Genomic DNA, 24,797 nt, shown 5'->3' with positions numbered 1-24,797 from the left:
AGAAGTTTATGACGACTTATCGCATCGAACACGATCTTCTTGGCAGCCGAGAGGTTCCTGCTGACGCTTACTACGGTGTGCACACCCTGCGCGCGAGCGAGAACTTCCGGATATCGGGTACTACCGTCTCTACCTATCCGACGCTGATCAATGCGTTGGCCTGTGTGAAGCAAGCAGCGGCCCTCGCCAACACCGAACTGGGCCTGCTGCCTTCGACGTTGTGCGACCCCATCGTGGCAGCCTGCAAGAAGGTCCAAGGCGGCGCTCAGCACGACCAGTTCATCGTCGATGTGATCCAGGGCGGTGCGGGGACGTCGACCAACATGAACGCCAACGAAGTGATCTGCAACGTCGCTCTGGAAATCATGGGACATGCACGAGGGGAGTACCAACACCTCCATCCCAACGAACACGTCAACATGGCACAGAGCACCAACGACGTGTATCCCACGGCCATCCGCATCGCCACGTGCTTCGCGATTGAGGAGTTGCTCAAGGCCATGGAGCACCTTCGATTGGCTTTTGACGCCAAGGCCGTCGAGTTCGCGCCGCTGATGAAGATCGGACGCACCCAGCTCCAGGATGCCGTGCCCATGACCTTGGGCCAGGAGTTCTCGACCTACGCGGTGATGGTTGGAGAAGACATTCATCGCCTGACTGAAGCATCCGCCCTCATTCGCGAAATTAATCTGGGCGCCACAGCCATCGGGACCGGCATCACGGCACATCCCGAATATGCCGTGAAGGCCCTGGCCTCATTGCGCGAGATCACTGGCCTGGACCTGTCGATGGCGCCCAATCTCATCGAGGCGACCCAGGACTGCGGCGCCTTCGTGCAGCTGTCTGGCATCCTCAAGCGCATCGCCGTCAAGCTGTCCAAGACCTGCAACGACCTCCGGCTGCTGTCGAGCGGGCCGCGTTCGGGGTTCGGCGAAATCAACCTCCCGCCCATGCAGGCAGGCTCGTCGATCATGCCTGGCAAGGTCAATCCGGTTATTCCTGAGGTGGTCAACCAGATCGCATTCGAAGTGTTCGGCAACGATCTCACGGTCACCTTCGCTGCCGAAGCCGGTCAGCTTCAGCTCAACGCCTTCGAGCCGATCATTGCCAACGCGCTTTTCCGCAGCTTCAAGCACTTGACCAACGGGTGCATGACGCTGGCGGACCTGTGTGTGAAAGGCATCACGGCCAACCCCGATCGCCTGCGCGAAGGCATCGAGCGTTCCATCGCGCTGGTCACGGCCTTGAATCCCATCATCGGCTACAAAGAAGCCACCTCGGTGGCGGCGGAGGCGTACGCCAACGGGACGAACGTGCGCGAGGTCGTCTTGCGACGCCAGCTGATGACCGAAAGCGAGTTGGACGCCGCCTTGCGCTACGAGGTACTGACCCAGCCGCGCATCTATGAAGCGGTTCAGAAACAGGCCTAGCATCATGGCGTCCATGACGCAGAGCTCGTCTATAGTTTCCTTTTCGATCCAGAAAGTGGAAAAAGAGATGGAAGCTGCTAACCAGGCATTCAGGTCCTCGATCGATTACGTGGCTCTCGGACAGCGCCTGCGGGCTTACCGCGTGGGCGCGTCTTTGCTGGCTGAGGACGTCGCAGAACGACTCGGGATCTCAAGGGCGGTGGTCTATCGCATGGAGAAGGGCGAGATCGTCAAAATAGAGACGCTGGAACGCTTGGCACAGCTTTTGGACACATCGGTGGCCTCCTTGCTGGGCGTCGAGGTCGAGTATTACTCGACGGCTCTGGGCCTGTTCGAGCGGATGCGGCAGCTCGAGGAATCGGCGGATCGCATCCTGTCTCACTTCGAACCCATCTCGTTGCTGCTGACTTCGGATGACTACCTTTCGCTGCTGCGCGAGATGCTCTCCGAGACGTCGCCGCAGGCTGGCGGCCAGAACGTGAAAGCCAAGGACATCGACAAGATGTTGGCCATCATGCAGGAGCGCCGGGCGTTTTTCCAGCAGCGTCGCCCGCACATCGTGAGCCTGATCGGCTTGCGCGAGCTGGAGCGATTCGTTCAAACCGGCCTCGTCGGTCGAGTGGATTTGCCTGAGAAGACCAGATCTGTGCGTCAACTGGCCGCTCGACGCGAGGTTGAACGCATCGCTGACCTCATGGAAAGCGAGCCAATCGACGTGCAGATTGGGCTGATCGACGATGCCATGCCGGCCTCGACCTTCCAGGTGTTCTCAGGCCGTGAAACCACCGTCTTGGCTGTCAGTCCATTCCGGCTGGCGGAATTGCCCAACGTCAGGAACGGCATCGCGACCGTGACGTCGTCGCCCGAAGCCGTGCGCATGTACGAAACCATGATTGGCAAGCTCTGGCAGGCTGCCTACAAGGGCAAAGCGGGTGCGCAGCACCTGCGCAAACTTCTCAACCGCATTCGATAGCCTCCACACATCTTCCCTTCATGACTACCGCTCTGACTGAATCCATCTCTCCCGCCGAGGCCATTGCAGCGCGCCTGATCGATACAGGCTGCGTTAGCTTGCGCCGCGAAGAGCCTTATCGACTGCCCTCGGGCTGGGCTAGCCCAGGGTACATGGACTGCCGACGGCTGATCTCGTTCCCAACTTTGCGCAAGGATCTTGTTGACCAAGGCATTGAACTGTTGCGCTCAAAGTCGGCACTGGATGGGGTGGCGTCGATCGCAGGCGGTGAGGCGAGCGGTATCGCGCTCGCGGCTTGGATGGCTCAGGCCCTGGACCTGCCGCTGCAATATGTGCGCAAGCGGGCGGTCGGAACCAGCTTGGTCGAAGGTATCCTGGAGCGAGGTGCCCGGGTCTTGCTGGTCGACGACATGATGGCCGCGGGCGCCTCAAAAGCACGCTTCGTGCGCACGCTACGCGATGCCGGCGCAAGTGTGAGAGATGTGTTCGTGGTGTTCGACTACGGCACCTTCGAAACACGCCAGATCTTCGAGCCCATGGGTCTGCGCGTGCATGCGCTGGCCACCTGGCGCGATGTTTTGGCCGTCGCCCGACGCCGCGGTGACTTCGCTGTAGCGTCGCTTACAGAACTGGAAGCGTTTCTTAATCACCCCTCAGACTGGTCTCTCGCCCATGGCGGCAGAGGTTCGGTCGCTACGCCTGAAAGTGTCATCTCATGAACTTCACAGACATTGCCAATCGTTTTGCGAAATCTTCCTCTGGCACCGATGCATTCAAACTCTTCTACAAGAGCGCGTTTGATTTGATGAAAACGGACCCTGACAATGCAGGTCTGTATTTCGTTGTGGGAATTGCCGCGCAATCATTTGTGCGCAGGTATGAAGATCAAGGCATCTCGACAGAATTCGCAGAGCAAGCGAAGTCGAAGCTTGATGGTTTCAATCAAAAGTTGATCCTAGCTTTAGAAGCTGAGCCTATTGAAAGGCTACGCCTGCTTGGCGAAGTAGCCATTGACTACGAATGGCACGTGCCGAGCTTCTGATAGCATACTGATGTGCCAGCTTGAAAGCTGACTCATTTGAGTCAGCTTTTTTCGTTGCAGTTGATGATAATTTGTCGAAATGTGATTTATCAATAAACTGTTTGATGTGCGGCTCTCAGTTTTGAGAGCAAAATTTAGATGGGTACGGTCCAACTAGTTTGAGTGGACGGCGGCTGGGTTAACCTCATGCCACCCATTCCGGGTGATACGCCACCATGATCGCAACAAACGTCGCGATGGCGCTCAGCGACACCATGTCGACAAAGGTTGTGTCCATCTTCAACCGGGTCTTGCTGTCTTGCTTGTCGGTCTCCACCAGGCCCAGGCACACCAGGCTGGCGATGGCGGCGGCACCGAATATGGCATGTGCGAGGTCGAGGTATTCCATGGCGTTAATCCTTTGGGAACCCCGAGGAGTGCAGGGATCATCCGCTTGAAAGCAGGTGTTGGACAGCCATCACATCTCTGTAGCAGTAAACGGCGGTCTGGGGAAGACACGACGCCGTGCTTCAGGTGTGTCGTCTCGGCCCTAAAGTGACCAGCATTCTCAGCAAGACGTGTTTCTGTGCCCAGAGTGGATGGCATGACGCATGGTGTTTTCTCAGCCCAATCCAATACGGTCAGACTTCATCAATCCGTGGGAAAAGGTCATACCGTGAATGGTCCAGGGACCGGAGCTGGAGTTGATCCAGCGGCACGCTTCGCGGTCTTAAACGGTTGGACGTGTGAGATGAGCGACATGCAGGGGGATCGGCAACCGCGCATACTGGTCGGGCCTGTTGATGTGACTCCTGCCGGTTGGTTGACCCGATCCAGTGCCCTTTGTCATCCGAGGTATTGCACTTGGAGTGCCTCGTTTGACCCTCGTCCGCAACCATCTGCTTAACCTGCTGCCGCCGTTTGAGCGCCAAGGCATCCTGGCGAATTGCGAGAAGGTGCCCTTGATACGCTCGACCATCCTGTGCCAGCCGGGTCTGGCCATGACCCATGTGTACTTCCCCGTCGCCGGCCTGATCTCGGTGACAGCGACCCTGGAGGATAGCGCCGGCCTCGAGATCGCCATGGTCGGTAGGGAGGTGCCTTGGGCGCCCAGGTGGCGCTGGGTTTGGTGAGCGCACCGCTCAGGGCGACGGTGCAGGCCGAGGGGTGGGCCTGGCGACTGAGGACGGATCGCTTCCAGGCATGCCTGCTGGCCGGTCCCGTGCTCGGGCAGGTGGTCGATCGCTATGCCGCGGTGCTCATGAGCCAGTTGGTCACGTCGGCCATCTGCCAATGCCATCACGAGGTGGCACCCCGGCTGGCACATTGGCTGATGATGAACCAGGATCGGATGGGCCCAAAACCCTTGAGCATCACGCAGGAACTCCTGGGCATCCTGTTGGGTGTGCGCCGGGTCAGCATCACGAGCGCGGCCGGAGCCTTGCAGCGCCGCGGCCTGATCGCTTGCCAACGTGGCACCCTGCACATCCTGGACCGGGCAGGATTGGCCGCCACGGCTTGCGCCTGCTATCGCAGCGACCAGGCGAGCTACGCCGAGAGCATGGGATCGAGCGGCTGGGCGGCATGACAGTTGGCATGGCCATGGCTGTGCCTGACTGCTCCATCCACTGCGAGTTCGTTGGCACACCCCAGGGCTTGACGGCTGGAGCCATGTCTCCCCGGGTCCAACAACAGGGTTCAGATAAAGTCGTCTGGTTGAGCTTTCCCCAGTTTCTCGGACACATCGAGTGACATGATGTGTTTAGGAAGCAGAGATCGTCATTGACAAAACGTTGATTGGCAGCCTCTGCGGGCTGCTCTGCACCGCGCGTTAGCTACGTGGATAGCCGGACATGTGGCAGGAGAGGGCCTGCAGGTTTGCCATGACCTTGTCGCCAGTCGCCCTGTCGAGCTTGACAAGCGGCGGACGCATGTTGCGCCACTGGTCATCCGCGGAACAGGTGGCGACCGCATGCTTCATCGCGGGGAACGTGTATTAGCAGACATGAAACAGCCGCCTCTCTCAAATCCAGCGGAGCGACCATAGGCATCGAGACCGATGCTAGAAACATGCTGGAGAGCTGGTCAAAGCGTCGCACCACATCCGCCAAGCCGGTGCCTGTAACCGTATGATTCAAGGCGACAACAGTCGACAAGGCTTGTTGTGCCTCTTTTCATCCTTCCCTTTTTTACTGATTCAGCCATGCGTTTTCACCTTTCCCTTGCTGTTCTCGCCACTCTTGCGCTTTCCGGCTGCGAGACCATGAAGACCATGGACGTCAGCAAGCTGACCGACGTGGGCGGTTCGGCCATGAAGGCCATGTCACTCAGTGATGGCGACATCACCGCCATGTCCGACCAGTCCTGTGGCGCCATGGACCAGAAAAACCAGATCGCTCCGGCTGGCAGCAAGTACACCACCCGGCTGAACCAAGTGATCCGTGCCATGCCCACCACGGTCAATGGCAAAACCGCCAACTACCGTGTGTACCTGACCCCGGACGTGAACGCCTGGGCCATGGCCAACGGCTGCACCCGTGTCTACAGCGGACTGATGGACCTGATGAACGACGACGAGCTGCGCGGCGTCATCGGCCACGAAATAGGTCATGTGGCCCTGGGCCATTCGAAGGCCCGCATGCAGACCGCCTACGTTGCAACGGCAGCACGTGGCCTGGCCAGTGCGACAGGCGGCATTGCGGCCCAGCTGTCGCAATCCCAGGCGGGCGATCTGGCGGAAAAGTTTGTCAATGCCCAGTTCTCGCAGTCGCAAGAGAACGCGGCAGACGGCTACTCCTTCGACCTGTTGAGCGAGCGCAAGCTCGAACGCAAGGGCTTGGTGACCGGTTTCCAGAAATTGGCCAAGCTCAGCGAGGGCCATTCTGCGGGCAGCTCGCTGTTGAGCTCGCATCCGCCGTCGACCGAACGCGCTGCAGCGATGCAAAAGCGACTAGACAGCGGTAAGTAAGGACGTTCACCCGGCTGGATGTGGCAGTTCCTCTCGGTAGCGGGCCGCTCGATGGCTTTTGCTGGGGAAGTCTCCCAAGTCCGGCATGGCCAATCTGGCTTGAATTACGTGCCTTCGATGGCACAACCTGCTCCGCATTGCGCAGACCATTCATAGCAGGTGGTCTGGGAAGCGCGACTGGCGGACTTTGGGACAGGCACAGAGTTGCTTAACAGCAACTCTTTGTGGCCCGAATGGCCTTTTTGAGAAGATTAAGCGGAGTAACAGCAACCACATTGAGTAAGCGCGACACAATGCCTACCACAAACGCTAACCAAGTCAGATTCCGGTCCGATTAGCTCCGTCGCATTGGCTTGGCGTGCGGTCCTCCCGTTTCCACGCCTGCGCCATGCGACCTGCTTTTCCAGCCCGTTTCTTGACCCTGTGCGCCTTTGCCGGCTGCTTGGCTAGCGCTCATGCAGAACTCGACAGCCTCGTGCGCGATGCCGCCGCCTTGCAGCAGGCCGGCAAGGCGCGCGCCGCGTACGACCTGTTGGAGAGCCATGAAGCCGCTCGAGCCGGCGACCCCGATTTTGACTCCGTGTTCGGCATCGCGGCCAACGATGTCGGCAACTATCCGCGCGCTGTGCTGGCGCTGGAACGCGCACTGGCGATGCAGCCCGGCCAAGCTCGTATTCAGGCCGAACTCGGCCGCGCGCTGTTCGCGGTAGGCGACAACCAGGCAGCGCGCACCCTGTTGCGCGAGGCCCGCAGCGGCCAGCAGGTGCCCGAGGGCGCCGCCCGTACCATTGACCAGTTCCTAAACGCCATCGCCCGGGTCGAGGACGCAGGCCGCTCGGCGGTGCGTGGCTACGTCGAAGCAGGCGTCGGCTACGACAGCAACGTCAACAGTGGCCCGGCTGGCGCCAACATCGCCGTGCCGGCGCTGGGCGGACTGGTTCTCACCCTGAACCCAGCTGGCGTCGAGCGCCCGTCGAGCTTCGCCAGCGTGGCTGGCGGCCTGTCGGGCCGCTTCGTGCTGGACCCGCGCTGGTCGATGATCGCCGGCGCCAATTTGTCGGCGCGCCCTAACATCTCGTCAGCGAGCGGCATGAGCACGGCGCAAGCCGACGCCAACGCCGGGGTCTCCTACCGGCACGAGCGCAATGAGGTGATCCTGGCGAGCCAACTGAGCACCTTCGAGTACGGCGGCAGCCAGCTGCGCCAGACCGCTGGTGGCACCGCCGAATGGGTCTACCGCGTTGACGGCTCCCGCCAGTGGGACAGCTACCTCCAATATGCCCGGCTGCACTACCCGCAGCAATCGGTACGAGACACCGACCGGGTGGTGCTGGGCACCTCATACGCCCACCGTTTTAGTAGCGGACCACTGGCCTACGGCGGCGGTTACGTCGGTCGGGAAAGCACCCGTGCCGACGGTGTCGACCAGCTCGGTCACCAGCTCGTCGGCCTGCGCGCCGGCATGCAGGCACCGGTGGCCGAGCAGTGGGCCGCCTTCGCCACTTTTGGCTTCGAGTACCGGCGCTTCGGCGGCGACGACCCGTTCTTCCTGATTCGCCGCACCGACCGACAGACCACGCTCAACCTCGGCATGACCTGGGATCCGGTACCCCTGTGGCGGGTGACGCCGCAGCTCGCGTTGACACGCGTCGCCTCCAATTCGCCGATCGCCGATTTTCGCAAGGCCGTCGTGTCGGTCACTGCGCGCCGGGATTTCTGATGCGCACCGCATTGCTGGAACACACCATGACCACCGCAATCCGCTTTCGCAAAGCCACCCTGGCCCTCGCTGTGGCTGCCTGTTTTCCGGTGGCCGCTCAGACCACCGGGTCTGCCGCCGCGACCGCCGCCGGTACGGTGCAGTTCGCCGTCGGCGAGGTCATCGTGCGTCGGCAGGACGCCTTGGTGACGCTGCGCAAGGGCTCTGCCGTGGAGAGCGGCGACTTGCTGACCACCCGTGCGGACAGCCGGGTGCAGATCCGTTTCAGTGACGGCAGCCTGGTCGCACTGCAGCCTGAGACGCAACTCGCCATCACCGACTACGCTGACCGGCAAGATCCCAAGCAGGACCGCTACAAGGTCAGCCTGCTGCAGGGCGGCTTGCGCTCCATCACGGGGGAGATCGGCAAGCGCAACCATGACAGCTACAAGGTACAGACGCCCACCGGCACGATCGGCATCCGCGGCCCGGGCTTCACTGCCTTCTTCGATCCGGCCGACCGCAGCCTGAAGGTGGCAGGGGAGCAGGATGCGATCGAAGTCTGCACCGACAGCGGATGCATCGGTCTGACGGTCGGCGAGACCGCACTGGTCAAGGCCAACTCCGCCGGCGCGCTGCCGAGTCGCACCAGCGAACGCGCCAGCTTGCCGGTCTTGGCGCTCTCCCAGGCGCAAGCGCCGCAGACTGTGGCCAACCAGAGCGACGCTGCCGGCCGCCCGGTGGTGGTGGCTCAGGCTGCTGTTGAACAGCGGCCGGCGACGCCCGCGCCGCTCCCGCCTGCAGCGAGCCCAGCGCCTACGCCCGCCCCTGCGCCGGTGGCTGCACCCGTCCCTACTCCCGCGCCGATACCGATTCCGCCTGCTCCCCCAGCGCCGTTACCGGTCCCGGCTCCAGTGCCTGTGCCGTCCTTGACACCTGCGCCGGCGCCTGGGCTGACGCCCGCACCCGCACCCGAGCCAGCACCGCCTCCTGTTTCTGCTCCAGCGCCATCGCCTGCACCCGCTCCGGCGCCAGCACCACCTCTTGTTTCTGCTCCGGCGCCATCGCCTGTACCCGCTCCGGCGCCAGCACCACCTCTTGTTTCTGCTCCGGCGCCATCGCCTGTACCCGCTCCGGCGCCAGCACCACCTCTTGTTTCTGCTCCGGCGCCATCGCCTGTACCCGCTCCGGCGCCAGCACCACCTCTTGTTTCTGCTCCAGCGCCATCGCCTGCACCTGCTCCGGTACCAGCACCAGCACCGACCACCTCGGGCCTCACCGTTCGGGGTCTCTCCACGTCGTTTACTGGCGCCCTGCAGCAGCGCACCTTGAGCGCTGCCACCGCGACCTATGACACCGACGGCCAGCTACAGCGCTTCGCCTCTGGTACCACGTCAGTCACTCGCAACGGTGCAGCCGTGGCAAGCGCAAACTTCTACAGCAGCGGCAGCGCCGCAGCGGGCGACTTGCTGCAGCTTGGCAATTGGGGCACGTCGACCTGGACGGTTGGCGCCTCCGCCAGCCTGGACACCCGTTTCGCCTATGTCACCGGCGTACCCATCGCGCCGCAGTTTGTCCTGACCAACCAACGGGCCACCTATTCGCTTGCCGCAGCGACGCCGGTCTACACCAGCCAGAACCGCGTTGGCTCGATCGCCTCGGCCAGTCTGTCGGTCGACTTCTTCACCCGCAACACCAACTCCCTGGGGACGTTGGCAGTGGCCGTCGATCTGCCCAATGGCACAGGTTCGGTGGCTGAACGCTACAACCTGAATGGCACCCTCGCCGGCAACGGCGCGACGCTGTCGGGCGTACTCGGTATCACCGGCGCGACTTGCACCGGCGTGGCCAACCCCTGCCTGGGAGCCTCGGTTGCCGGCTTCTTCGCCAATGCTGCCGGTACCAAAGTAGGTCTGACCTTCGAGGGTAATACCACTACGGTCGGCAGCTTCGGCGGCGCCCTGGCGTTCACCCAGGCCGGCGCGCGCGGCACTCTACCCTCCAACGTCGGCAATTTCGCGGCGTCCTATGTCACCAGCTTCGCCTACCTGAACTCCATCGGCGGACCGGCCCAACGCATCACTGTCCCAGACGGTGACCGCGTTTTCTTCCAGGGTGCCGAGTTGATCGAATCGCGGCCACGCGGCTCCCAGCCCGACATCGTCAAGAACGGGCCTGTCACTGCCTCCAGCGCCCGTGCCGGCGGCATCGGCGTGCCTGGCAGCCTCGATTTCATCGGATGGGGCAGCTGGGAGTCGGGCAACATCAACGGCACGACGGGCCTGCCGGTGATCAGCAACGTGCACTACATCGTCGCCACACCGACCACCAACGCCTCGATGCCCACCAGCGGCACCGCCAGCTACAACCTGGTCGGCGGCAGCGCGCCGGTGTCGACCACGCGCGGCACCGGTACGCTCAACAGCGGCACGTTGACCGCCAACTTCACCAATGCCACCGTCGGCACGCTGCTCAATCTGGGTTTTGGCAACACCACCTACACCGTCGGTGGCACCGGCCAATTCCGTCAGCCCGGCGGTTACGACGCCGCGATCATCGTGCCCGGCACTGGCAGCAATGGCGCGCCGATCGCAGCGGTGATCAACGGCGTATTCAGCGGTGCCAATGCCTACCGCGCTGGCATCGCCTACAGCTTCACCGGCAGCTCATCCACCATCGGCGTCGTCAACGGCGCTGCGGTGTTCCAGAGGGTGCCGTAAGGCAAGGAAGTTTAAGGCGGCGCGTTCTGCAGATTGCCCAGCCCGCGATGGTCGAGGCAAGTCCGCAACGCATCGAGCGCCTGCTCGGGGATGGCGGCGATGCGGTTGTGGGCACCTTTGTCATGGACCTGGAGCACCCAACCCTCGGTTTCGAGACGGAGGTCCTGCAACTTGGCGCCGAGCAGCTTGGCCGAGCGCAGGCCGACCGTTTCGACTAAGCGCAGGATGAAACTCATGCGCGCGCTCGTGACGCTCATGGGCTAGTCGTCGATGAAGCGCAGCACCTCGGCCATGGTCGCCTGCGACTACGCCTTGGTGTCGAGCATCTTGTGGTCGCGGTCATCGCCGGTCTTCTTGTTGACCAACTGCCACGGACTGCTTGGCAGGCATGTCTAGGCCTTAGACAACCGCACGCAGGCAAGCAAAGTGGTGCAGACCGATGTGACGCACGAAGCGCCGCACTGCGGGGGACGGCGGATTCGATAGCAAGAGCACTTTTGTGCGCTCCGATTTGAGCCTGAGATTATGCGTGTAATCTTAGGTCAATGAATTCAACCAATTCATCAATCGATGCTCCTGTTACGTCATAGTGATGCCCCAGTTCGCCGTCGCTCGGTGGTGCCAATGCGTGCGGTCTTGTCGTCGACACGGCTTTTCTGGTCGACAACTCAACCAAGGCTTGCGCATCAGCTCATTTGTACAGCCAAGAGGCAGCCCACCGCGTGAGGCGTGGCATCACGACGTAGGCCATGAGCGCGACGACGATCGCGGCAGCGGTAAAGTGCGCCACGACATAGTTCTGGAGCATGGGCACCACGCCGGCGCTCCACGCTACAAATGCTGGTACAGCCATGGTGAGGGGAAAAATCGCGAGCAGCGTGAGTAAAAACTGCTTGTACCGGCGCGGCGGCTTCGCGCCACTGGCCGCGTCAAACCAGAACTCAAGTCCGGTGACGGTGTGGCGTGACTCAGCACCCACCAGCAACGGCTCTACTTCTTCGAGCAATTCTTGTCTCGCGGCAGACTGAAACCAGTCCTCGGCATGCAGAAGCGAGTCGAACCGCAGTGTGATCGTGTAGATCTTGCCGTTGTCGCCCGGGCGAATGATGTGCACCCCGCGGTGCCCGGGAAATCGCTCGGCCACCGGGACGATGCGCTTCAACCAGTCTTCGTAGGCGACGATGGCGTTGGGACGTGGGCGTTGCTCGATCGCGACAGTGACGCTATCGGGCCTCGGCAACGCTCTTGACGACACGTGGGCCAGGCTCGCTGTTCGCAGCGCAGGCTCACGGGTGTCCTCACCCCATGCCAAGTTGTCATGGTGATCGTGCGTTGGATTTTCGTTTGCTTTCATCGATGTTCAAGCCAATTCATAAACAAGCGCACTTTCATCGGCGTAAGGAGAATTTTCCAGCGCGGCCGAGGCCACGGACTTGACGTCGCCAATTTCCTGGGGACGTGCCAATTGCCTGCGTAATCACGCGCGTGAAGTGGCTCTGGTCCGCAAAGCCGCATTCATGCGCAATTTCTCCCAACGACAACTGCGAATTCAGTAGGTAACCCATCGCCAACTCCACGCGTTGTTTGAGCAGCCACTGGTGCGGCGTCTGTCCAGTGGTCATACGGAATGCGCGGATGAAGTGGCTGCGCGACATGTTGCAGGCCTCGGCGACATCAGCGATGGAAATCTTGCCGTCAATGTGGCTGCGCAGAATTTCTTTCGAGCGCGTTTCATGAAGGTGCGAAAGGCCACGCTGTTTTTTCGTTGCCGCCGCCGCACCACCGCCGTACGTTTCAATGAGGTGCGTGCCGATCACCACGCCCATTTGATCGACAAAAAGCGCGCTTGCGGATTTCGGGTGTTCCAGCGCCGGAGCGAGAGCTGCAGCCAGCGCGCTGAGCACCGGGTCTTTGACGCCAGCCACGTGTTCGAGCGCCTGTATCCTTGGCCGTATCTGTTTGCCGCGCACATCGAGTTCGTCGACCGTTTGCTCAAAGAAGCCAAGGGAAAGCTCCATCAGCACAAAATCGAAGGGTCCCTTGAGGTCGGCACGGTAATGGTCAGCGAAGTTGCGCACGTAGATCGACTGGGCGTCGAAGTCGTGTGATGACGCATGGCGTTCCTGAAGGATGCGTCGTCTGTGGCCGGACTGCATCGATACACCGACAAGAAAGCCGCGGTTTGTAGCAGGTGTCTCGACGAAGCCGAGTATTTCGTCCGTGCGCTTGCGATAGAAGCGGATGCCGCTGCCAATGAGCTCCTGGTCACGGTGGAGCGCGCTTGAGGTGCAGCCGAGCGAATCCATGGCCGGGACGGCGAGCGATTGTGTGATTGGCATGGGACCACCTTGTCGTCTGGCAGCAGGAATTTGCGCCCGCCAGCGTAGCAGTCCTTGCTGACGTCAAGATTGCAAGAAAGCCAGCAGGTCCTCGTTCAGCTGGTCCGCATGCGTCAGGGCCGTGGCATGCGGCGCGCCGGCGTAGACCTTGAGCGTGGCGCCGGCGATCAACTGCGCCGACAGCTTGCCGGTGGTCTCGAACGGCACCACCTGGTCGTCGTCGCCGTGGATGACCAGCGTCGGCACGTCGATCTTCGCCATGTCGGGACGGAAATCCGTTTCCGAGAACGCAGTCACGCAGTCGATCGTCGCCTTGATCGAGGCTTGCAGGGCGATGAACAGCGTCTGCTTGAACACGCCCCGCGATACCTTCGCCCCGGGCCGATTGGTGCCGTAGAAGAGCGTGCTGAAGTTGTCGAGGAACTGCGGGCGGTCGGCGGCCAGGCCAGCCTTGATGCCGGCGAACACCGACAGGTCGACACCTTGCGGGTAGTCGGTGCTCTTGCCGAAGATCGGCGTCACGGCACTGATCAGCGCCAGCTTGGCGATGCGGGACGAGCCATGGCGCGCGATGTAGCGCGTCACGTCGCCGCCGCCCATCGAGAAGCCGGCCAGTACTGCGTTCTTCAGGTCGAGGTGGTCGACCAGCGCCTTGATGTCATCGGCGAAGGTGTCATAGTCGTAGCCGGTCCAGGGTTGGCTCGACCGTCCGAAACCGCGGCGGTCGAAGGCGATGGCACGGTAGCCGCGCGACGCGAAGAACAGCATCTGCGCGTCCCACATATCGGCGTTCAGCGGCCAGCCGTGGCTGAACAGGATGGGCTGGCCGGAGCCCCAGTCCTTGTAGTAGATCTCGGTGCTGTCGCGGGTGGTGATGGTGGGCATGTCGGTTCCTTGAATAGTGATGAAAACGGGTTCGGGCTCAGTCGAGCGCCAGGAAGTGATGCACAGCCGGGCGCTCCGGCCCGATGTGGAAACGCAGTGCCTCACCCTGCATGTCGGCGTCGGCTTTTGATACGCGTGCGTGCTGGCGGAGGTGCTCTGCCCACGACTCGACCAGAAACCACTCGATGACACGCTCGGGCTCGCTGGTGTGTTCGGCCACGCCCCAGGCATAGGCACCGTCGCGCCGGCGCTCCTGCGCGACCTGCCTCATCGATCGCAGGAAGGCTGCAACGTCCTGCTTGCGGATGCGGTACTCGATCTGCACCATCACCGGGCCACGATCGTGCGCGAACGGCTCGGTCAGCATCGGTTCCGGCCAGTGGTTGGCCGCCTGCAGGTCGGCCTCGCCGGTCGGCAGCTTCACGCGGTGAAACAGCAGCGAGACAACGACCAGGCCGGCTGCACCGATCAGCAGCGTCGCCGGTATGCCGGCTTGTTGCGCGATCAGGCCCCAGCTCAGGCTGCCGCCGGCCATTGCGCCGTTGAACACCATCAGGTAGATCGCCAGCCCGCGCCCGCGCACCCAGTTCGGCAGTACCGCCTGCGCGACGCCGTTCAGCGTCGTCAGCGCGATGATCCAGCCGATGCCCAGCACCAGCATCAGCAGCACGGCTAGCCATTGCGGTGGCGCCAAAGACAGCGCTGCCATCACCAGCGCGCTCAGCACCGACGCCGTCAGCACCAGCCCGTCTGCATCAAGCCGACGGCGCAGTCTGGGCAGCAGGAGCGCGCCGAGGATGGCGCCCGCACCGACCGCGCCGAGCATCACGCCGTAGAAACCAGCGCTGCCGCTGAGCATGCCACGCGCGACCAGCGGCAGCAGCGCCCAGACCGAACTGGCGAACAGGAAGAACACCGCTGCGCGCAGCAACACGACATGCAGTTCCGTGCTGGCACGCGCATAGCGCAGGCCTGCCCGGAAAGCGCCGAAGAACTGCTCCGACAGGCCGGTGTCGACCGCGGACGGTCGCTTCCACCAAACCAGCGCCGCGATCACAAACATATAGCTCGCCACGTCCGCGCCGTAGGCCGCGCCAGCACCGAAGCTCGCGAGCAGCAACCCGCCGGCCGCCGGGCCGAGCGCGCGGGCGATGTTGATGCCCAGCGAGTTCAGCGCGACCGCATTCTTGAGGTCGCTGCGCGGCACCAGTTCCGGCACTATCGACTGCCAGGTCGGCCCCATCAGCGCCGCGCCGATGCCGCCAACGAAAGTCAGCGCAACCAGCGATTCGACGGTCAGCGAATCGGTGCGAGCCAGCACCAGCAGCGTGCCGCTCACACAGGCCAGCAGGATCTGTATCGCGATAAGGAAGCGCCGCCGGTCGAGGATGTCCGACAGGACGCCGGCAGGAATCGCCAACAAAAAGATGGGTAACGTGGCAGCGGTCTGGATCAGTGCGACGGCAGCAGGGCTGGCCGACAGTTCGGTCACCATCCACGAGCTGGCGACGTCGCGCATGAAGCTGCCGATGTTGCCGAGCACGGTAGCAGCCCACAGCACCGCGAAGATCGGCTGGCGCAGCGGCGCGAAGCTGCCGGATGAGACTGCGGAGGAGGGCTTTTCAGAAGGCATGGTTGATCCCGATCTGCAGTGCGGAGGACGTGCCGTTGGGTCTGCCCTCGGGCGAGGTGTCGCCTGTGGCGTAAGCCGCATCGCCCTCGTTGACGATGCGCGACCAGGTTCCGCAGTGCACGGTCCCTTGACTCAACGCATGGACGTAGCCGAACGCGCGCTGACGCGCAATCCGGTCGGCCTTCGAAACGGAACGCATCGAAAGAACGGATCGTGCGAACATCGCCTTGATCGAGCAGTCCCACGCGGGAACAGCCACGCCGACGAGGGTGCTCGTCTGCTGCTCGGGTCCGAGCACCTGCTGATTCCGAAAGACGTAGACCTTGCCGATGCCGATGCCGGTCCTGATGCCGAAGTCGTACGTGCCGCCGAGGTTGGCCGTTTCGTAGGCTCGGCGCGAGGGCTGGCCGACCGCTTCGATCGACGCCGCCGGTGTTCGACCGAAGGCGGCAGCGACATTCAACGATCCTGCCTCGTAGCCCAGTCGTCCGCCCGTGCAGCGCGCGCCGTCGATGCCTTCGCCGGCAGCCGCCATGAACTGGCCGTAAACGCCGCCAAGGTCGGGCGGTAGGAAGTAGCCGGCCGCGTTGCTTGCACGCTGCTGTGTCGTGGCTCGCCCGAGCCCGAGCGGCCATCCCTCGATGGTGTTGCTGCCGCCCCCCGCGCCGACGGTGCCGAACGGCGAGAAGCTGCTGACGTTCCAGAACGTGGGCGTGCAGTCGCGACCCAGTCTGATCTTGCCGAGCTCCTCGCTCGACAAGCCGATCGTCGAGCGGCGTGTGAACGCGCTTGCCGTTGCATCGGTATCGGGAACGACGGCGGCTTCGAGCCAGGAGCTTGCAGCAAAACCGCTTCCGAGCTGCCCATCGCTGCGGAAGCCGAAGCGGCTCGGCAGCAGATAGCTGCCTTGATCCATGGCCAGGTTCGATGCGCCGGGGACTTTCGAGTCGGTCAGGTTCAGGTCGATGTTGCCGAACACGCGCACCGTCGCCTGCGTCGCAGCGATGCCGCGCGACACGGCGGCGACGCCTGGCAGGAGCAGCGTGCAGGTCGGCCCGTGCACCTCAACGCTTGTCATCGTCCGCGTGCAAGTCGTGCCATGCCACTAGCAGGAAACCGCCGACGAGACCCCAGTGCTCGAAGAAGGCGTTGGCGGTCATGAATCGCTCAATGCCGGCCATGTCCCAGAAGCGGTTGGCGACGAAGGTCGCCAGCAACGTGAAGGCGGCCAATCCCATAGCGCCGAGCCAGCGGTAAAAGCCGGTGAGGATCATTAGTGCAGCGCCGATCTCGAAAACGATCACCAGCACCGCCATCGGCCCGGCAGGAGAGAGCCCGAAATGGTTCATCTCCGCGATGGCCGATGGGAAGTCAGTCGCCTTGTTGAAGCCGCCTTGCAAATACGCGGCGCAGAGGAAGAGCAGCGCAAGCCAGCGCACCGCCGGTGCCGTGAAGAGGTTGTGAAACGCGCGCATTCTCAAACTGCCCAGCAGGCGCAGCCGAGCGCACCCCAGAAGCTCTTAAGATCCGAGATCGGCAGCTTGCTGCTCCAAGCGGTCGCGTGCTGGTGACCGTGCACGTTGCAGTCGTTGGCGCAAGCACAGTCGGCCGCGATACGGTGCATGGTCGATTGCAAGGGCCTGCCTTCGGCAACAGGCGCCCGATCGGCCCAGCCCGCATAGCCGCCGAAGGTTCGCGCGGGCGACCAGTCGGGCATGGCCAGCGGCGGAGCGCTCTCGTCGTGTCTCTGGAAAGGACCGGCGCCGTAGACCACCTTGCCGCCGACCATCGTCAGCAGTGCCGTGGTGTCGGCGATGTCGGACTCGGCACAGGCGAAAAAGTCGCGGTCGGGCACTACCAGGTCGGCGAGCTGGCCGGCCTCGATGCGGCCCTTCTTGCCGACCTCGTTGGAGAACCAGGTGACGTTCTCGGTCCACATGCGCAACGCGGCTTCGCGGTCGAGGCAGTTGCGCTGCGGATAGAGTTGCATGCCGCCGACCGTCTTGCCGGTGACCAGCCACGACAGCGACACCCACGGGTTGTACGAAGCCACGCGCGTCGCATCCGTGCCGGCCGAGACCTTCACGCCTTTCTCCAGCATGCGCTTGACCGGCGGCGTCGCCTCCGCCGCACCCGCGCCGTAGCGCTCAACGAAGTACTCGCCCTGGTAGGCCATGCGGTGCTGCACCGCAATGCCGCCACCGAGCGCGGCGATGCGGTCAATCGATGTCTCGGAGATGGTCTCGCAGTGGTCGAAGAACCAGTTCAGTCCGGCCAACGGCGTGTCGCGATTCACCTTCTCGAACACATCGAGCGCGCGCTCGATGGTCTCATCGTAGGTTGCGTGCAGGCGCCACGGCCAGCGGTTCTCGGCCAGCACGCGCACCACGCCTTCGAGGTCGCCTTCCATCTCGGGCGCCATGTCGGGACGCGGCTGGCGGAAGTCCTCGAAGTCGGCGGCGGAATACACCAGCATCTCGCCAGCGCCGTTATGGCGGAAGTAGTCGTCGCCCTGCTTGTACTTCGAGCTGGCGGTCCAGTTCAGGAAGTCCTGCTTCTCCTGCTTCGGCTTCTGCGTGAACAGGTTGTAAGCCAGGCGAATGGTGAGTTGCCCGGCCTCGGCCAACTGCTGGATAACCTGGTAGTCCTCGGGATAGTTCTGGTAACCGCCGCCAGCATCGATGGCGCCCGTCACTCCGAGACGGTTGAGCTCGCGCATGAAGTGGCGCGTGGAATTGAGCTGGTAGTCGAAAGGCAGTTTCGGCCCCTTGGCCAACGTCGCGTACAGCACGGTCGCGTTCGGCTTGGCCAGCAGCAGCCCGGTGGGGTTGCCGGCCGCGTCGCGGACAATTTCGCCGCCGGGCGGGGCCGGCGTGTCCTTCGTGTAGCCGACGGCGCGCAGTGCGGCGCCGTTGAGCAGGGCGCGGTCGTACAGGTGCAGCAGGAAGACAGGCGTGTCAGGCGCCACCGCGTTGAGCTCGGCGATGGTCGGTAGGCGCTTCTCGACGAACTGATGCTCGGTGAAGCCGCCGACCACGCGCACCCATTGCGGCGCTGGCGTGACGGCGACCTGGCGCTTGAGCATGTCCATCGCGTCGGCCAGGCTCTTCACGCCATCCCAGCGCAGCTCGAGGTTGAAGTTGAGCCCGCCGCGAATGATGTGCAAGTGGTTGTCGATCAATCCCGGCAGCACCGTGCGACCCTGCAGATCGATGACGCGCGTGGCGGCGCCGGCCAGCGGCAGGATGTCTTCACTGCGTCCGACATGCGTAAAGCGGCCCGCGCCGATGGCAACCGCGCTCGCGACCGGGTTCGCGCGGTCGAGCGTGGTGAAGCGGCCGTTGTGCAGGATGACTTCAGGTGTGGAGGCATTGGCCATCGTTGTGCTCCTGGACAAGCGTTGCTGCGCGATGGACGGCATCGCCATGGTCGCGCCGAGGGTGCCGAGAAATTTGCGGCGGCGTGGTGTGTCGAACGAATTCGTCATGAGGGGAGGCCGTCGTCGGCCGGTGTTTCCAAGGGTTCGGACGCTTTCGCGGCCTGTGTGCCTTTGGGCAGCTCGCCGAACATGTGCGGTGCGACCTGATGATCGAGCCACGAGGTGGAGATCGGGCCTTGCAGGAACAGCCGCTTCGCCAGCGACGGCAACTGCTCACCGGCCAGGATGCCCAGCAGGCCTACCAGCGCGACGATCGGCGGCGCCGGCGAGCGCACGCTGAACAGCGCATAGATGACGCCGACCAGCACGCCGAGTGCCAGTGCAATGATGTACGGCTTCATCGCGCGCGGCTCATCAGCCTTCGTGGGCGCCGAACATGGTGCGCGCGTAGTTGATGCCGATGCCGTAGCCGCCGCCAAATTTCTTCGCGATACCGGTGGTCATGTCATAGGTGTCGGTGCGAGCCCAGTCGCGCTGCATTTCCAGCAGGTACTGCAGCGCTGTCATCGGCTGTCCACCCGCTTGCACGATGCGTTCGATGGCGCGGTTGTGCGCTTCGGCCGAGATGTCGCCGCAGGCGTCGGCGATCACGAACACCTCGAAGCCCTGATCGATGGCCGACAGCGCTGGGCCCACAATGCAGACACTGGTCCACAGGCCCGCCAGAACGATGCGCGAATTGCCGATCTCGTTGATGCGGCGGATCACGGCCGCGTCTTCCCAGGTGTTCATCGACGTGCGGTCGAGCAGTGCCTGGCCGGGAAACGGCGCGGTCACTTCCTCGAACATCGGACCCGAAAAGCTTTTCTCGGCCACGGTCGTGAGGATGGTCGAAGCGCCGAAACCGGCGGCAGATGCGGCGACCAGGCCCGCGTTCGAACGCAACAGCACCGGATCGATCGAATTTGTCGCGAAAGCCATCTGCGACTGGAAGTCGATCATGACCAGCGTGTGGTCGGTCGGCGTCAGCAGCTTGGCGCCGGGGGTCGGGGTGGCTGTGATCTTCATGAAGGGAACCTTGTGTCGGAAGTTGCAGGAGATGGCCGACGGTAGGAGGGACCGGCGCGCGGGGATAGACGGATAACGCGGTTTTTGAAGGAATGTGCGCAGGCGCCGACAACCGTCCGGACGACTCTAGGATTCGTCGATCGATAAGAGAATGGAAAATATCGAAAACCATCCATGCCGATAACGTTATGAAGTCCACGAGAGCGCCATGAGAAAACTTCCCGACTTCGAGGCCTGGGCCATCTTTGCGAAGGTCGCGGAAACTGGCTCCTTCGCGCGTGCGGCAGCCGAACTGGCGATTTCCCAGCCGACCGTGTCCAAGGCACTGACTCGGCTGGAGACGCGCCTGAAGACGACGTTGTTTCATCGCACGTCGCGGCGCATGTCGCTCACGGCCAGCGGGCAGACGGCGCTGGAGCGTGCGATGCGCATCCTGAGCGAGGGCGAGGCCGTGGAAGCGGAAGTGATGGAGCAGTCGAAAAGCCTGCGCGGGAGCATCCGTATTGCTGCGCCAATGTCTTTCGGAATTTCGCATCTGGCACCGGCGCTGCCTGCCTTCATGACGCGACATCCAGACGTGACGCTGGACGTACAGTTCAGCGATGAGTTGATCGATGTCGTCGATCAGGCTTTCGACGTTGCCTTGCGAATTTCGACACTGCCGGATTCAAGCTTGCTTGCGCGACGCTTGTGTACCGTGCGACTGATGCTGGTTGGCGCGCCGTCGTACTTCACGCTTCATGGACGTCCTGAGCATCCGCGCGACCTGACAATGCATCGCGCATTGCGCTACGTGCATTCGCGCATCGGCGAAACGTGGCGATTCGGGCATTCCGAGCACGGCGAGTTTTCGCAGATCGTCCCGCCCGCGCTGCGGGTCAACAACGCCGAAGCGCTGATTCCGGCGCTGCATGCCGGACTCGGGCTGGCCATGCAGCCGGAATTCCTGGTTTGGGACGATTTGCGTACCGGACGTGTCGAAGCGACCTTGACCGATTGGGTGATCGATCCGATCGCGCTGCACATCGTCACGCCGCCGGGTCGGGCGAAGCCAGCACGCGTGCAGGCACTGATCCAATTTCTTGCCGAGACCTTTAGTGGCGCGCCATGGGCCAAAGATGTCGATCAACCGATTTGCTAATCACGCTCTGCGGCACTCGCCGCGCATCAATGCCGTTGACCGGAAACGCGCTGGTTTTTCACCAAGCGCCTTTTAAGCCCCCGTGGTCCCGCCCGTTCGGGCAGGAGTGTCGTATTATTCAATCTGAAACTCCGTCAGGACACGGATCTTCCGCGCGGGGTGCTGGCCCGGGGGACGAATGACGAAGGCGCCGGCTGGCGGCGGTGGATAACGCGTCATGTTGGGCACCAGTGCGCCGACGGCCATGTGCTCGTTCGTAAGCCAGTCGGGCAAATACGCTATCCCCACTCTTCATGCCCGAGTGCGTCTAGGGTTGCAGCGTCGAGCAATTGATAGGATCGCCTTCGACTTCGCGACGTTTGATCGGCTCATCAACGGTCATTCTTCAGCCGCTACCTAAACTTGGTGAGCGCGAGTCACTGCAGATGCCTGCGCTGTCTCGGCATCCTGCACCCAACTCGCCGATCGCCCGATGCTGTCCAGCAGATGCTGGGTAAAGGCAATTGTCTTAGAGTTGGCGCGTTGTGCGGCACGCATCAGGAAGATGCCAGTTGCCTCCAGCGGCGGCGCGTCTTCCAAGTCCAGTGCGACGAGTCGTCCGGCCGCTAAGTCTTCACCGATCGCCCAATTCGGCATCAAGGCGATGCCCAGGCCCTGTGCCGCCGACATTCGCCGCGCGTCGCAGTCGTCGCACTCGAACGCAAACTGCTCGGGCAGCCAAGCTGCGGGGCCAGTGACCTCGCGCCAGCCGCGCGTGTTGGTGCTGTGCTGCCGATCGATGAGGCGGTGTTGCGCGAGTTCATCGAAGCGAGTGGGGTGGCCGAACCGCCGCAGGTAGGCCGGCGACGCGCCAATGATGTAACGCTGGTAGCCGATGCGCTGTCCAACCATGCTGCTGTCGGGCTGCTGGCCAAGGCGGATGACGAGATCAAAACGCTCGACCACGGCATCGACCACACGCTCGGTCAGTTCCAGCTCAACACGCAGGTCCGGATGTTTTTCCGACAACGTCCCGAGGTGCGGCACCACATGCCGGCGTCCAAAGGCTGGCACACAGCTCACACGCAGCACGCCTTGCACGGTCTGTTCGGCAGAGACCACCTCACTGCGCACAGCTCTTATGTCGTGCACGATCTTCACGGCACGCTCGAACAGCAGGCTGCCCGCGTCGGTCATTATCAGAGCGCGTGTGGAACGTGTGAACAGCGTCACTCTCAGGTCCTGTTCCAGGGCATCGATCTGGCGCGCCACTGACGACGCCACCATGCCTTTGCGCCGAGCCACGGCCGAAAAGCTCTTGGCTTGCGCCACATCAATGAACATGGCCAGGTTCTCAGCGAACTTGATCGATTCCATCTGTGCAACCTATGCAAAGGCTTTTGGCAAACGGAGGTGATTCCGTCGCTGGGGTGCAAACCATACCATCTGTGCACCAAACCAATAAGGAGACGACGATGCATCCGCAGACAACCAGCAATTCAACCGCTTACCCCTTGGTCTGCCGCACCAGCGCACTGCTCCGGCAGTTGCGGCTCGGTCTGGCACTGTGCGCCGTGATGGCTGGCGCGGCTGCGGCTCAGGACTACCCTTCGAAGAACGTCACGCTTGTGGTGCCGTTCGCTGCCGGAGGCACGGTCGACAAGGTGGCGCGGCAGATCCAGGAGCCGCTGCGTGCCCGGCTCGGCCAGCCCGTGATCATTGAAAATAAGGGTGGCGCCGGGGGCACTATCGGCATGGCCGCCGTGGCCAAGAGTGCGCCCGACGGCTACACCTTGGCTCTGGTGTTTGACTCCTACGCGACCGAGCAGCACATCTATCCGAAGCTACCCTACGCGACGCTGCGCGACCTGACCGGCGTTTCTTACGTGGCGCGTTCGCCCATGGTTCTGGTGGTGCCGGCGGCGTCACCCTATAAGACGCTCCAGGACTACGTGGCCGCCGCCAAGAAGCCGGGCGCTGTGTCATACGCATCGGTCGGCGCGGGCAGCTCCAACCATCTGGCAGCCGAGCTGTTTCACGAGACGGCCGGTACCAGCGGCGTGCACGTACCGTTCAAGGGGGGTGGCCCGGCCATCACCGACCTGCTGGGCGGCCATGTGGACTCGATGATCGCCAGCCTGCCGCTGGTGCTGCCGCAGCTCCAAGGCGGCAAGCTGCGTGCGCTGGCCATTACCTCGCCCAAGCGCGCCGCCGCGCTGCCCGACACGCCCGCGGTGGCCGAGTCGTACAAGGGCTTCGAGGTCTATTCCTGGGTGGGCATGGTAGCGCCTGCCAAGACGCCGCAACCCGTGCTCGACGGCTTGGCCGCTGACATGACCGCCGCGCTGCGCAACCCCGATGTGGTGAAGCGCTTCACTGAGGGCGGTTTTGAAGTAGTGGCAGGCTCGCGCGAGCAGATGAACCAGCTCATCAAAGCCGAGAGTGAGCGCTGGGGCCGTGTGATCAAGGCCCGCAACATCGTCGCGGAATAACCACCATGCAGAACTTCACTTTTGTGAGCCACGCGCAGCGCGTGCTGTTCGGCGCCGGCACGCTGAACAGTACTGCGGCTGAACTCGACGCGATCGGCGCGCGCAAGGCCATCGTGTTGTGCACGCCGCAGCAGCGTGCGCAAGCCGAGCAGGTTGCCGACCTGCTGGGCGAGCGCGCCGCTGGCATCTTCGATGCTGCCGTCATGCACGTGCCGATCGAAACGGCCCGCGAGGCGCGCCGCTTTGCTACACAGCAGGGTGCGGACTGCGCTGTGGCCATTGGCGGTGGATCCACCGTGGGCCTGGGCAAGGCCATCGCTTTCGACTCGGGGCTGCCGATCCTCGCCATCCCTACCACCTATGCTGGCTCGGAAATGACGCCCATCTACGGCCTGACCGAGCAGGGCATCAAGCGCACCGGACGCGACCTGCGCGTGCTGCCGCGCACAGTGATCTACGACCCGCAACTCTCGCTGGCGCTGCCAGTAGGCATGTCGGTGGTGAGCGGCATCAACGCCATCGCCCATGCCGCAGAGGGTCTGTATGCAGCTGACGGCAACCCAGTGACCAGCCTGCTGGCTGAAGAAGGCATTGCCGCGCTGGGCCGCGCCTTGCCGGCCATCCGCCGCGATGCCGGCGACGTGCAAGCACGCGCCAATGCGCTGTACGGTACCTGGCTGTGCGGTAAGGTGCTGGGCAGCGTGGGCATGGGCCTGCACCACAAGCTGTGTCACACGCTAGGCGGCAGTTTCAACCTGCCGCATGCGGAGACACATACCATCGTGCTGCCGCATGTGCTGGCCTACAACGCTGCGGCAGCAGCTCCGGCCATGCAGCGCATCGCCCGCGCGCTGGGTGGTACAGATGCTGCGCAGGCCGTCTACGCCCTTGCTCGCGATAACGGGGCGCCGGTGGCCCTCAAAGACATCGGTTTGCAAGAGGCTGACCTCGATCGAGCCTGCGCCATCGCGCTCGACAACGAGTACCCCAACCCACGCCCGATCGAGGCCAAGGCACTGCGCCGACTGCTGCAAAACGCATACGACGGCGTGCCGCCGGCGGCCTGACCC

25 protein-coding genes and 1 pseudogene are annotated in these 24,797 nt (G+C 63.2%); 13 read left to right on the top strand and 13 right to left on the bottom strand.

Going from position 1 to position 24,797, the window contains the following annotated elements; genetic code table 11:
• Positions 1-8 precede the first annotated feature (8 nt).
• The 4 genes from aspA (at position 9) to ABID77_RS16885 (ending at position 3,445) form a co-directional block, all read left to right on the top strand.
• Positions 9-1,430, top strand: a complete 1,422-nt coding sequence (gene aspA / locus ABID77_RS16900) for an aspartate ammonia-lyase (protein ID WP_429598229.1) — start codon at positions 9-11, stop codon at positions 1,428-1,430.
• Between the two features lie 67 nt (positions 1,431-1,497).
• The gene (locus ABID77_RS16895; RefSeq protein WP_429598315.1) at positions 1,498-2,403 is read left to right on the top strand and encodes a helix-turn-helix domain-containing protein; all 906 of its coding nucleotides are present in this window, start codon (positions 1,498-1,500) and stop codon (positions 2,401-2,403) included.
• Positions 2,404-2,423: 20 nt separating this feature from the next.
• A complete protein-coding gene (locus tag ABID77_RS16890; protein WP_429598227.1) occupies positions 2,424-3,122 on the top strand; it encodes an orotate phosphoribosyltransferase in 699 nt (232 codons plus the stop codon).
• Positions 3,119-3,445, top strand: coding sequence for a hypothetical protein (locus tag ABID77_RS16885; protein WP_429598225.1), 327 nt, complete (start codon positions 3,119-3,121; stop codon positions 3,443-3,445). The genes ABID77_RS16890 and ABID77_RS16885 overlap by 4 nt, the downstream gene beginning before the upstream one ends.
• 184 nt (positions 3,446-3,629) lie before the next feature.
• On the opposite strand, the gene ABID77_RS16880 is transcribed toward ABID77_RS16885, so the two are convergent.
• The gene (locus ABID77_RS16880; protein ID WP_429598223.1) at positions 3,630-3,833 is read right to left on the bottom strand and encodes a hypothetical protein; all 204 of its coding nucleotides are present in this window, start codon (positions 3,831-3,833) and stop codon (positions 3,630-3,632) included.
• Between the two features lie 469 nt (positions 3,834-4,302).
• Between ABID77_RS16880 and ABID77_RS16875 the strand changes: the two genes are divergently transcribed.
• From ABID77_RS16875 to ABID77_RS16855, 5 genes and pseudogenes are all read left to right on the top strand, one after another.
• Positions 4,303-4,557: a hypothetical protein gene (locus tag ABID77_RS16875; protein WP_429598221.1), complete on the top strand. Its 255-nt coding sequence runs from the start codon at positions 4,303-4,305 to the stop codon at positions 4,555-4,557.
• Positions 4,527-5,012, top strand: a complete 486-nt coding sequence (locus ABID77_RS16870) for a Crp/Fnr family transcriptional regulator (RefSeq protein WP_429598219.1) — start codon at positions 4,527-4,529, stop codon at positions 5,010-5,012. Before ABID77_RS16875 ends, ABID77_RS16870 begins: the two co-directional genes overlap by 31 nt.
• A 615-nt stretch (positions 5,013-5,627) precedes the next feature.
• Entirely contained in the window at positions 5,628-6,392 is a 765-nt protein-coding gene (locus ABID77_RS16865; RefSeq protein ID WP_429598217.1) for a M48 family metalloprotease, read from the top strand.
• Between the two features lie 415 nt (positions 6,393-6,807).
• Positions 6,808-8,112, top strand: a complete 1,305-nt coding sequence (locus ABID77_RS16860) for a surface lipoprotein assembly modifier (protein WP_429598215.1) — start codon at positions 6,808-6,810, stop codon at positions 8,110-8,112.
• Positions 8,112-8,579, top strand: a pseudogene (locus tag ABID77_RS16855) (FecR family protein); the annotation flags it as partial. The gene ABID77_RS16860 and the pseudogene ABID77_RS16855, both read left to right, overlap by 1 nt.
• A gap of 364 nt (positions 8,580-8,943) precedes the next feature.
• Here the strand turns inward: ABID77_RS16855 and ABID77_RS16850 are convergent.
• Positions 8,944-9,351, bottom strand: a complete 408-nt coding sequence (locus tag ABID77_RS16850) for a DUF3106 domain-containing protein (protein WP_429598313.1) — start codon at positions 9,349-9,351, stop codon at positions 8,944-8,946.
• A 68-nt stretch (positions 9,352-9,419) separates the two neighbouring features.
• Here ABID77_RS16850 and ABID77_RS16845 point away from each other — a divergent pair, with 68 nt between their 5' ends.
• Positions 9,420-10,811 carry a hypothetical protein gene (locus tag ABID77_RS16845; RefSeq protein WP_429598321.1) on the top strand — a complete coding sequence of 464 codons (1,392 nt, stop codon included), beginning with the start codon at positions 9,420-9,422 and terminating at the stop codon, positions 10,809-10,811.
• Between the two features lie 11 nt (positions 10,812-10,822).
• Here the strand turns inward: ABID77_RS16845 and ABID77_RS16840 are convergent, their stop codons facing one another.
• The 10 genes from ABID77_RS16840 to ABID77_RS16795 all read right to left on the bottom strand — a co-directional run bounded on the left by ABID77_RS16840 (position 10,823) and on the right by ABID77_RS16795 (position 20,115).
• Positions 10,823-11,047, bottom strand: coding sequence for a hypothetical protein (locus ABID77_RS16840; protein ID WP_429598213.1), 225 nt, complete (start codon positions 11,045-11,047; stop codon positions 10,823-10,825).
• Positions 11,048-11,502: 455 nt separating this feature from the next.
• Complete coding sequence (locus ABID77_RS16835) at positions 11,503-12,165, bottom strand: antibiotic biosynthesis monooxygenase (protein ID WP_429598211.1); 663 nt, start codon at positions 12,163-12,165, stop codon at positions 11,503-11,505.
• Positions 12,166-12,199: 34 nt separating this feature from the next.
• Positions 12,200-13,150, bottom strand: coding sequence for an AraC family transcriptional regulator (locus ABID77_RS16830; RefSeq protein WP_429598209.1), 951 nt, complete (start codon positions 13,148-13,150; stop codon positions 12,200-12,202).
• A gap of 63 nt (positions 13,151-13,213) precedes the next feature.
• Positions 13,214-14,035 (bottom strand): alpha/beta fold hydrolase, encoded by an 822-nt coding sequence (locus tag ABID77_RS16825; protein ID WP_429598207.1) that lies wholly within the window; start codon positions 14,033-14,035, stop codon positions 13,214-13,216.
• A gap of 37 nt (positions 14,036-14,072) precedes the next feature.
• Positions 14,073-15,668 carry an MFS transporter gene (locus tag ABID77_RS16820; RefSeq protein WP_429598205.1) on the bottom strand — a complete coding sequence of 532 codons (1,596 nt, stop codon included), beginning with the start codon at positions 15,666-15,668 and terminating at the stop codon, positions 14,073-14,075.
• Positions 15,658-16,746: a porin gene (locus ABID77_RS16815; protein WP_429598203.1), complete on the bottom strand. Its 1,089-nt coding sequence runs from the start codon at positions 16,744-16,746 to the stop codon at positions 15,658-15,660. The genes ABID77_RS16820 and ABID77_RS16815 overlap by 11 nt, the downstream gene beginning before the upstream one ends.
• The gene (locus tag ABID77_RS16810; protein ID WP_429598201.1) at positions 16,733-17,143 is read right to left on the bottom strand and encodes a DoxX family protein; all 411 of its coding nucleotides are present in this window, start codon (positions 17,141-17,143) and stop codon (positions 16,733-16,735) included. Before ABID77_RS16810 ends, ABID77_RS16815 begins: the two co-directional genes overlap by 14 nt.
• A 2-nt stretch (positions 17,144-17,145) precedes the next feature.
• Positions 17,146-19,047 carry an amidohydrolase gene (locus tag ABID77_RS16805; protein ID WP_429598311.1) on the bottom strand — a complete coding sequence of 634 codons (1,902 nt, stop codon included), beginning with the start codon at positions 19,045-19,047 and terminating at the stop codon, positions 17,146-17,148.
• Positions 19,048-19,151: 104 nt separating this feature from the next.
• Positions 19,152-19,448, bottom strand: coding sequence for a XapX domain-containing protein (locus tag ABID77_RS16800; protein ID WP_429598199.1), 297 nt, complete (start codon positions 19,446-19,448; stop codon positions 19,152-19,154).
• Positions 19,449-19,461: 13 nt separating this feature from the next.
• Complete coding sequence (locus tag ABID77_RS16795) at positions 19,462-20,115, bottom strand: isochorismatase family protein (protein ID WP_429598197.1); 654 nt, start codon at positions 20,113-20,115, stop codon at positions 19,462-19,464.
• Positions 20,116-20,323: 208 nt separating this feature from the next.
• Between ABID77_RS16795 and ABID77_RS16790 the strand changes: the two genes are divergently transcribed.
• Positions 20,324-21,256 (top strand): LysR family transcriptional regulator, encoded by a 933-nt coding sequence (locus ABID77_RS16790; protein ID WP_429598195.1) that lies wholly within the window; start codon positions 20,324-20,326, stop codon positions 21,254-21,256.
• A 396-nt stretch (positions 21,257-21,652) separates the two neighbouring features.
• Here the strand turns inward: ABID77_RS16790 and ABID77_RS16785 are convergent, their stop codons facing one another.
• Positions 21,653-22,612 carry a LysR family transcriptional regulator gene (locus ABID77_RS16785; RefSeq protein ID WP_429598193.1) on the bottom strand — a complete coding sequence of 320 codons (960 nt, stop codon included), beginning with the start codon at positions 22,610-22,612 and terminating at the stop codon, positions 21,653-21,655.
• A 200-nt stretch (positions 22,613-22,812) separates the two neighbouring features.
• Between ABID77_RS16785 and ABID77_RS16780 the strand changes: the two genes are divergently transcribed.
• On the top strand, positions 22,813-23,727 hold the full coding sequence (locus ABID77_RS16780) for a tripartite tricarboxylate transporter substrate binding protein (protein ID WP_429598309.1): 915 nt from the start codon (positions 22,813-22,815) through the stop codon (positions 23,725-23,727).
• A 5-nt stretch (positions 23,728-23,732) separates the two neighbouring features.
• Positions 23,733-24,794 (top strand): maleylacetate reductase, encoded by a 1,062-nt coding sequence (locus ABID77_RS16775; protein WP_429598191.1) that lies wholly within the window; start codon positions 23,733-23,735, stop codon positions 24,792-24,794.
• Positions 24,795-24,797: the final 3 nt, after the last annotated feature.

This window comes from Variovorax sp. PvP013 (assembly GCF_050435945.1).
Classification (GTDB): Bacteria; Pseudomonadota; Gammaproteobacteria; order Burkholderiales; family Burkholderiaceae_C; genus Variovorax.
The sequence above is the reverse complement of the archived record's forward strand: the minus strand, read 5'-3'. Positions and strand labels throughout refer to the sequence as shown.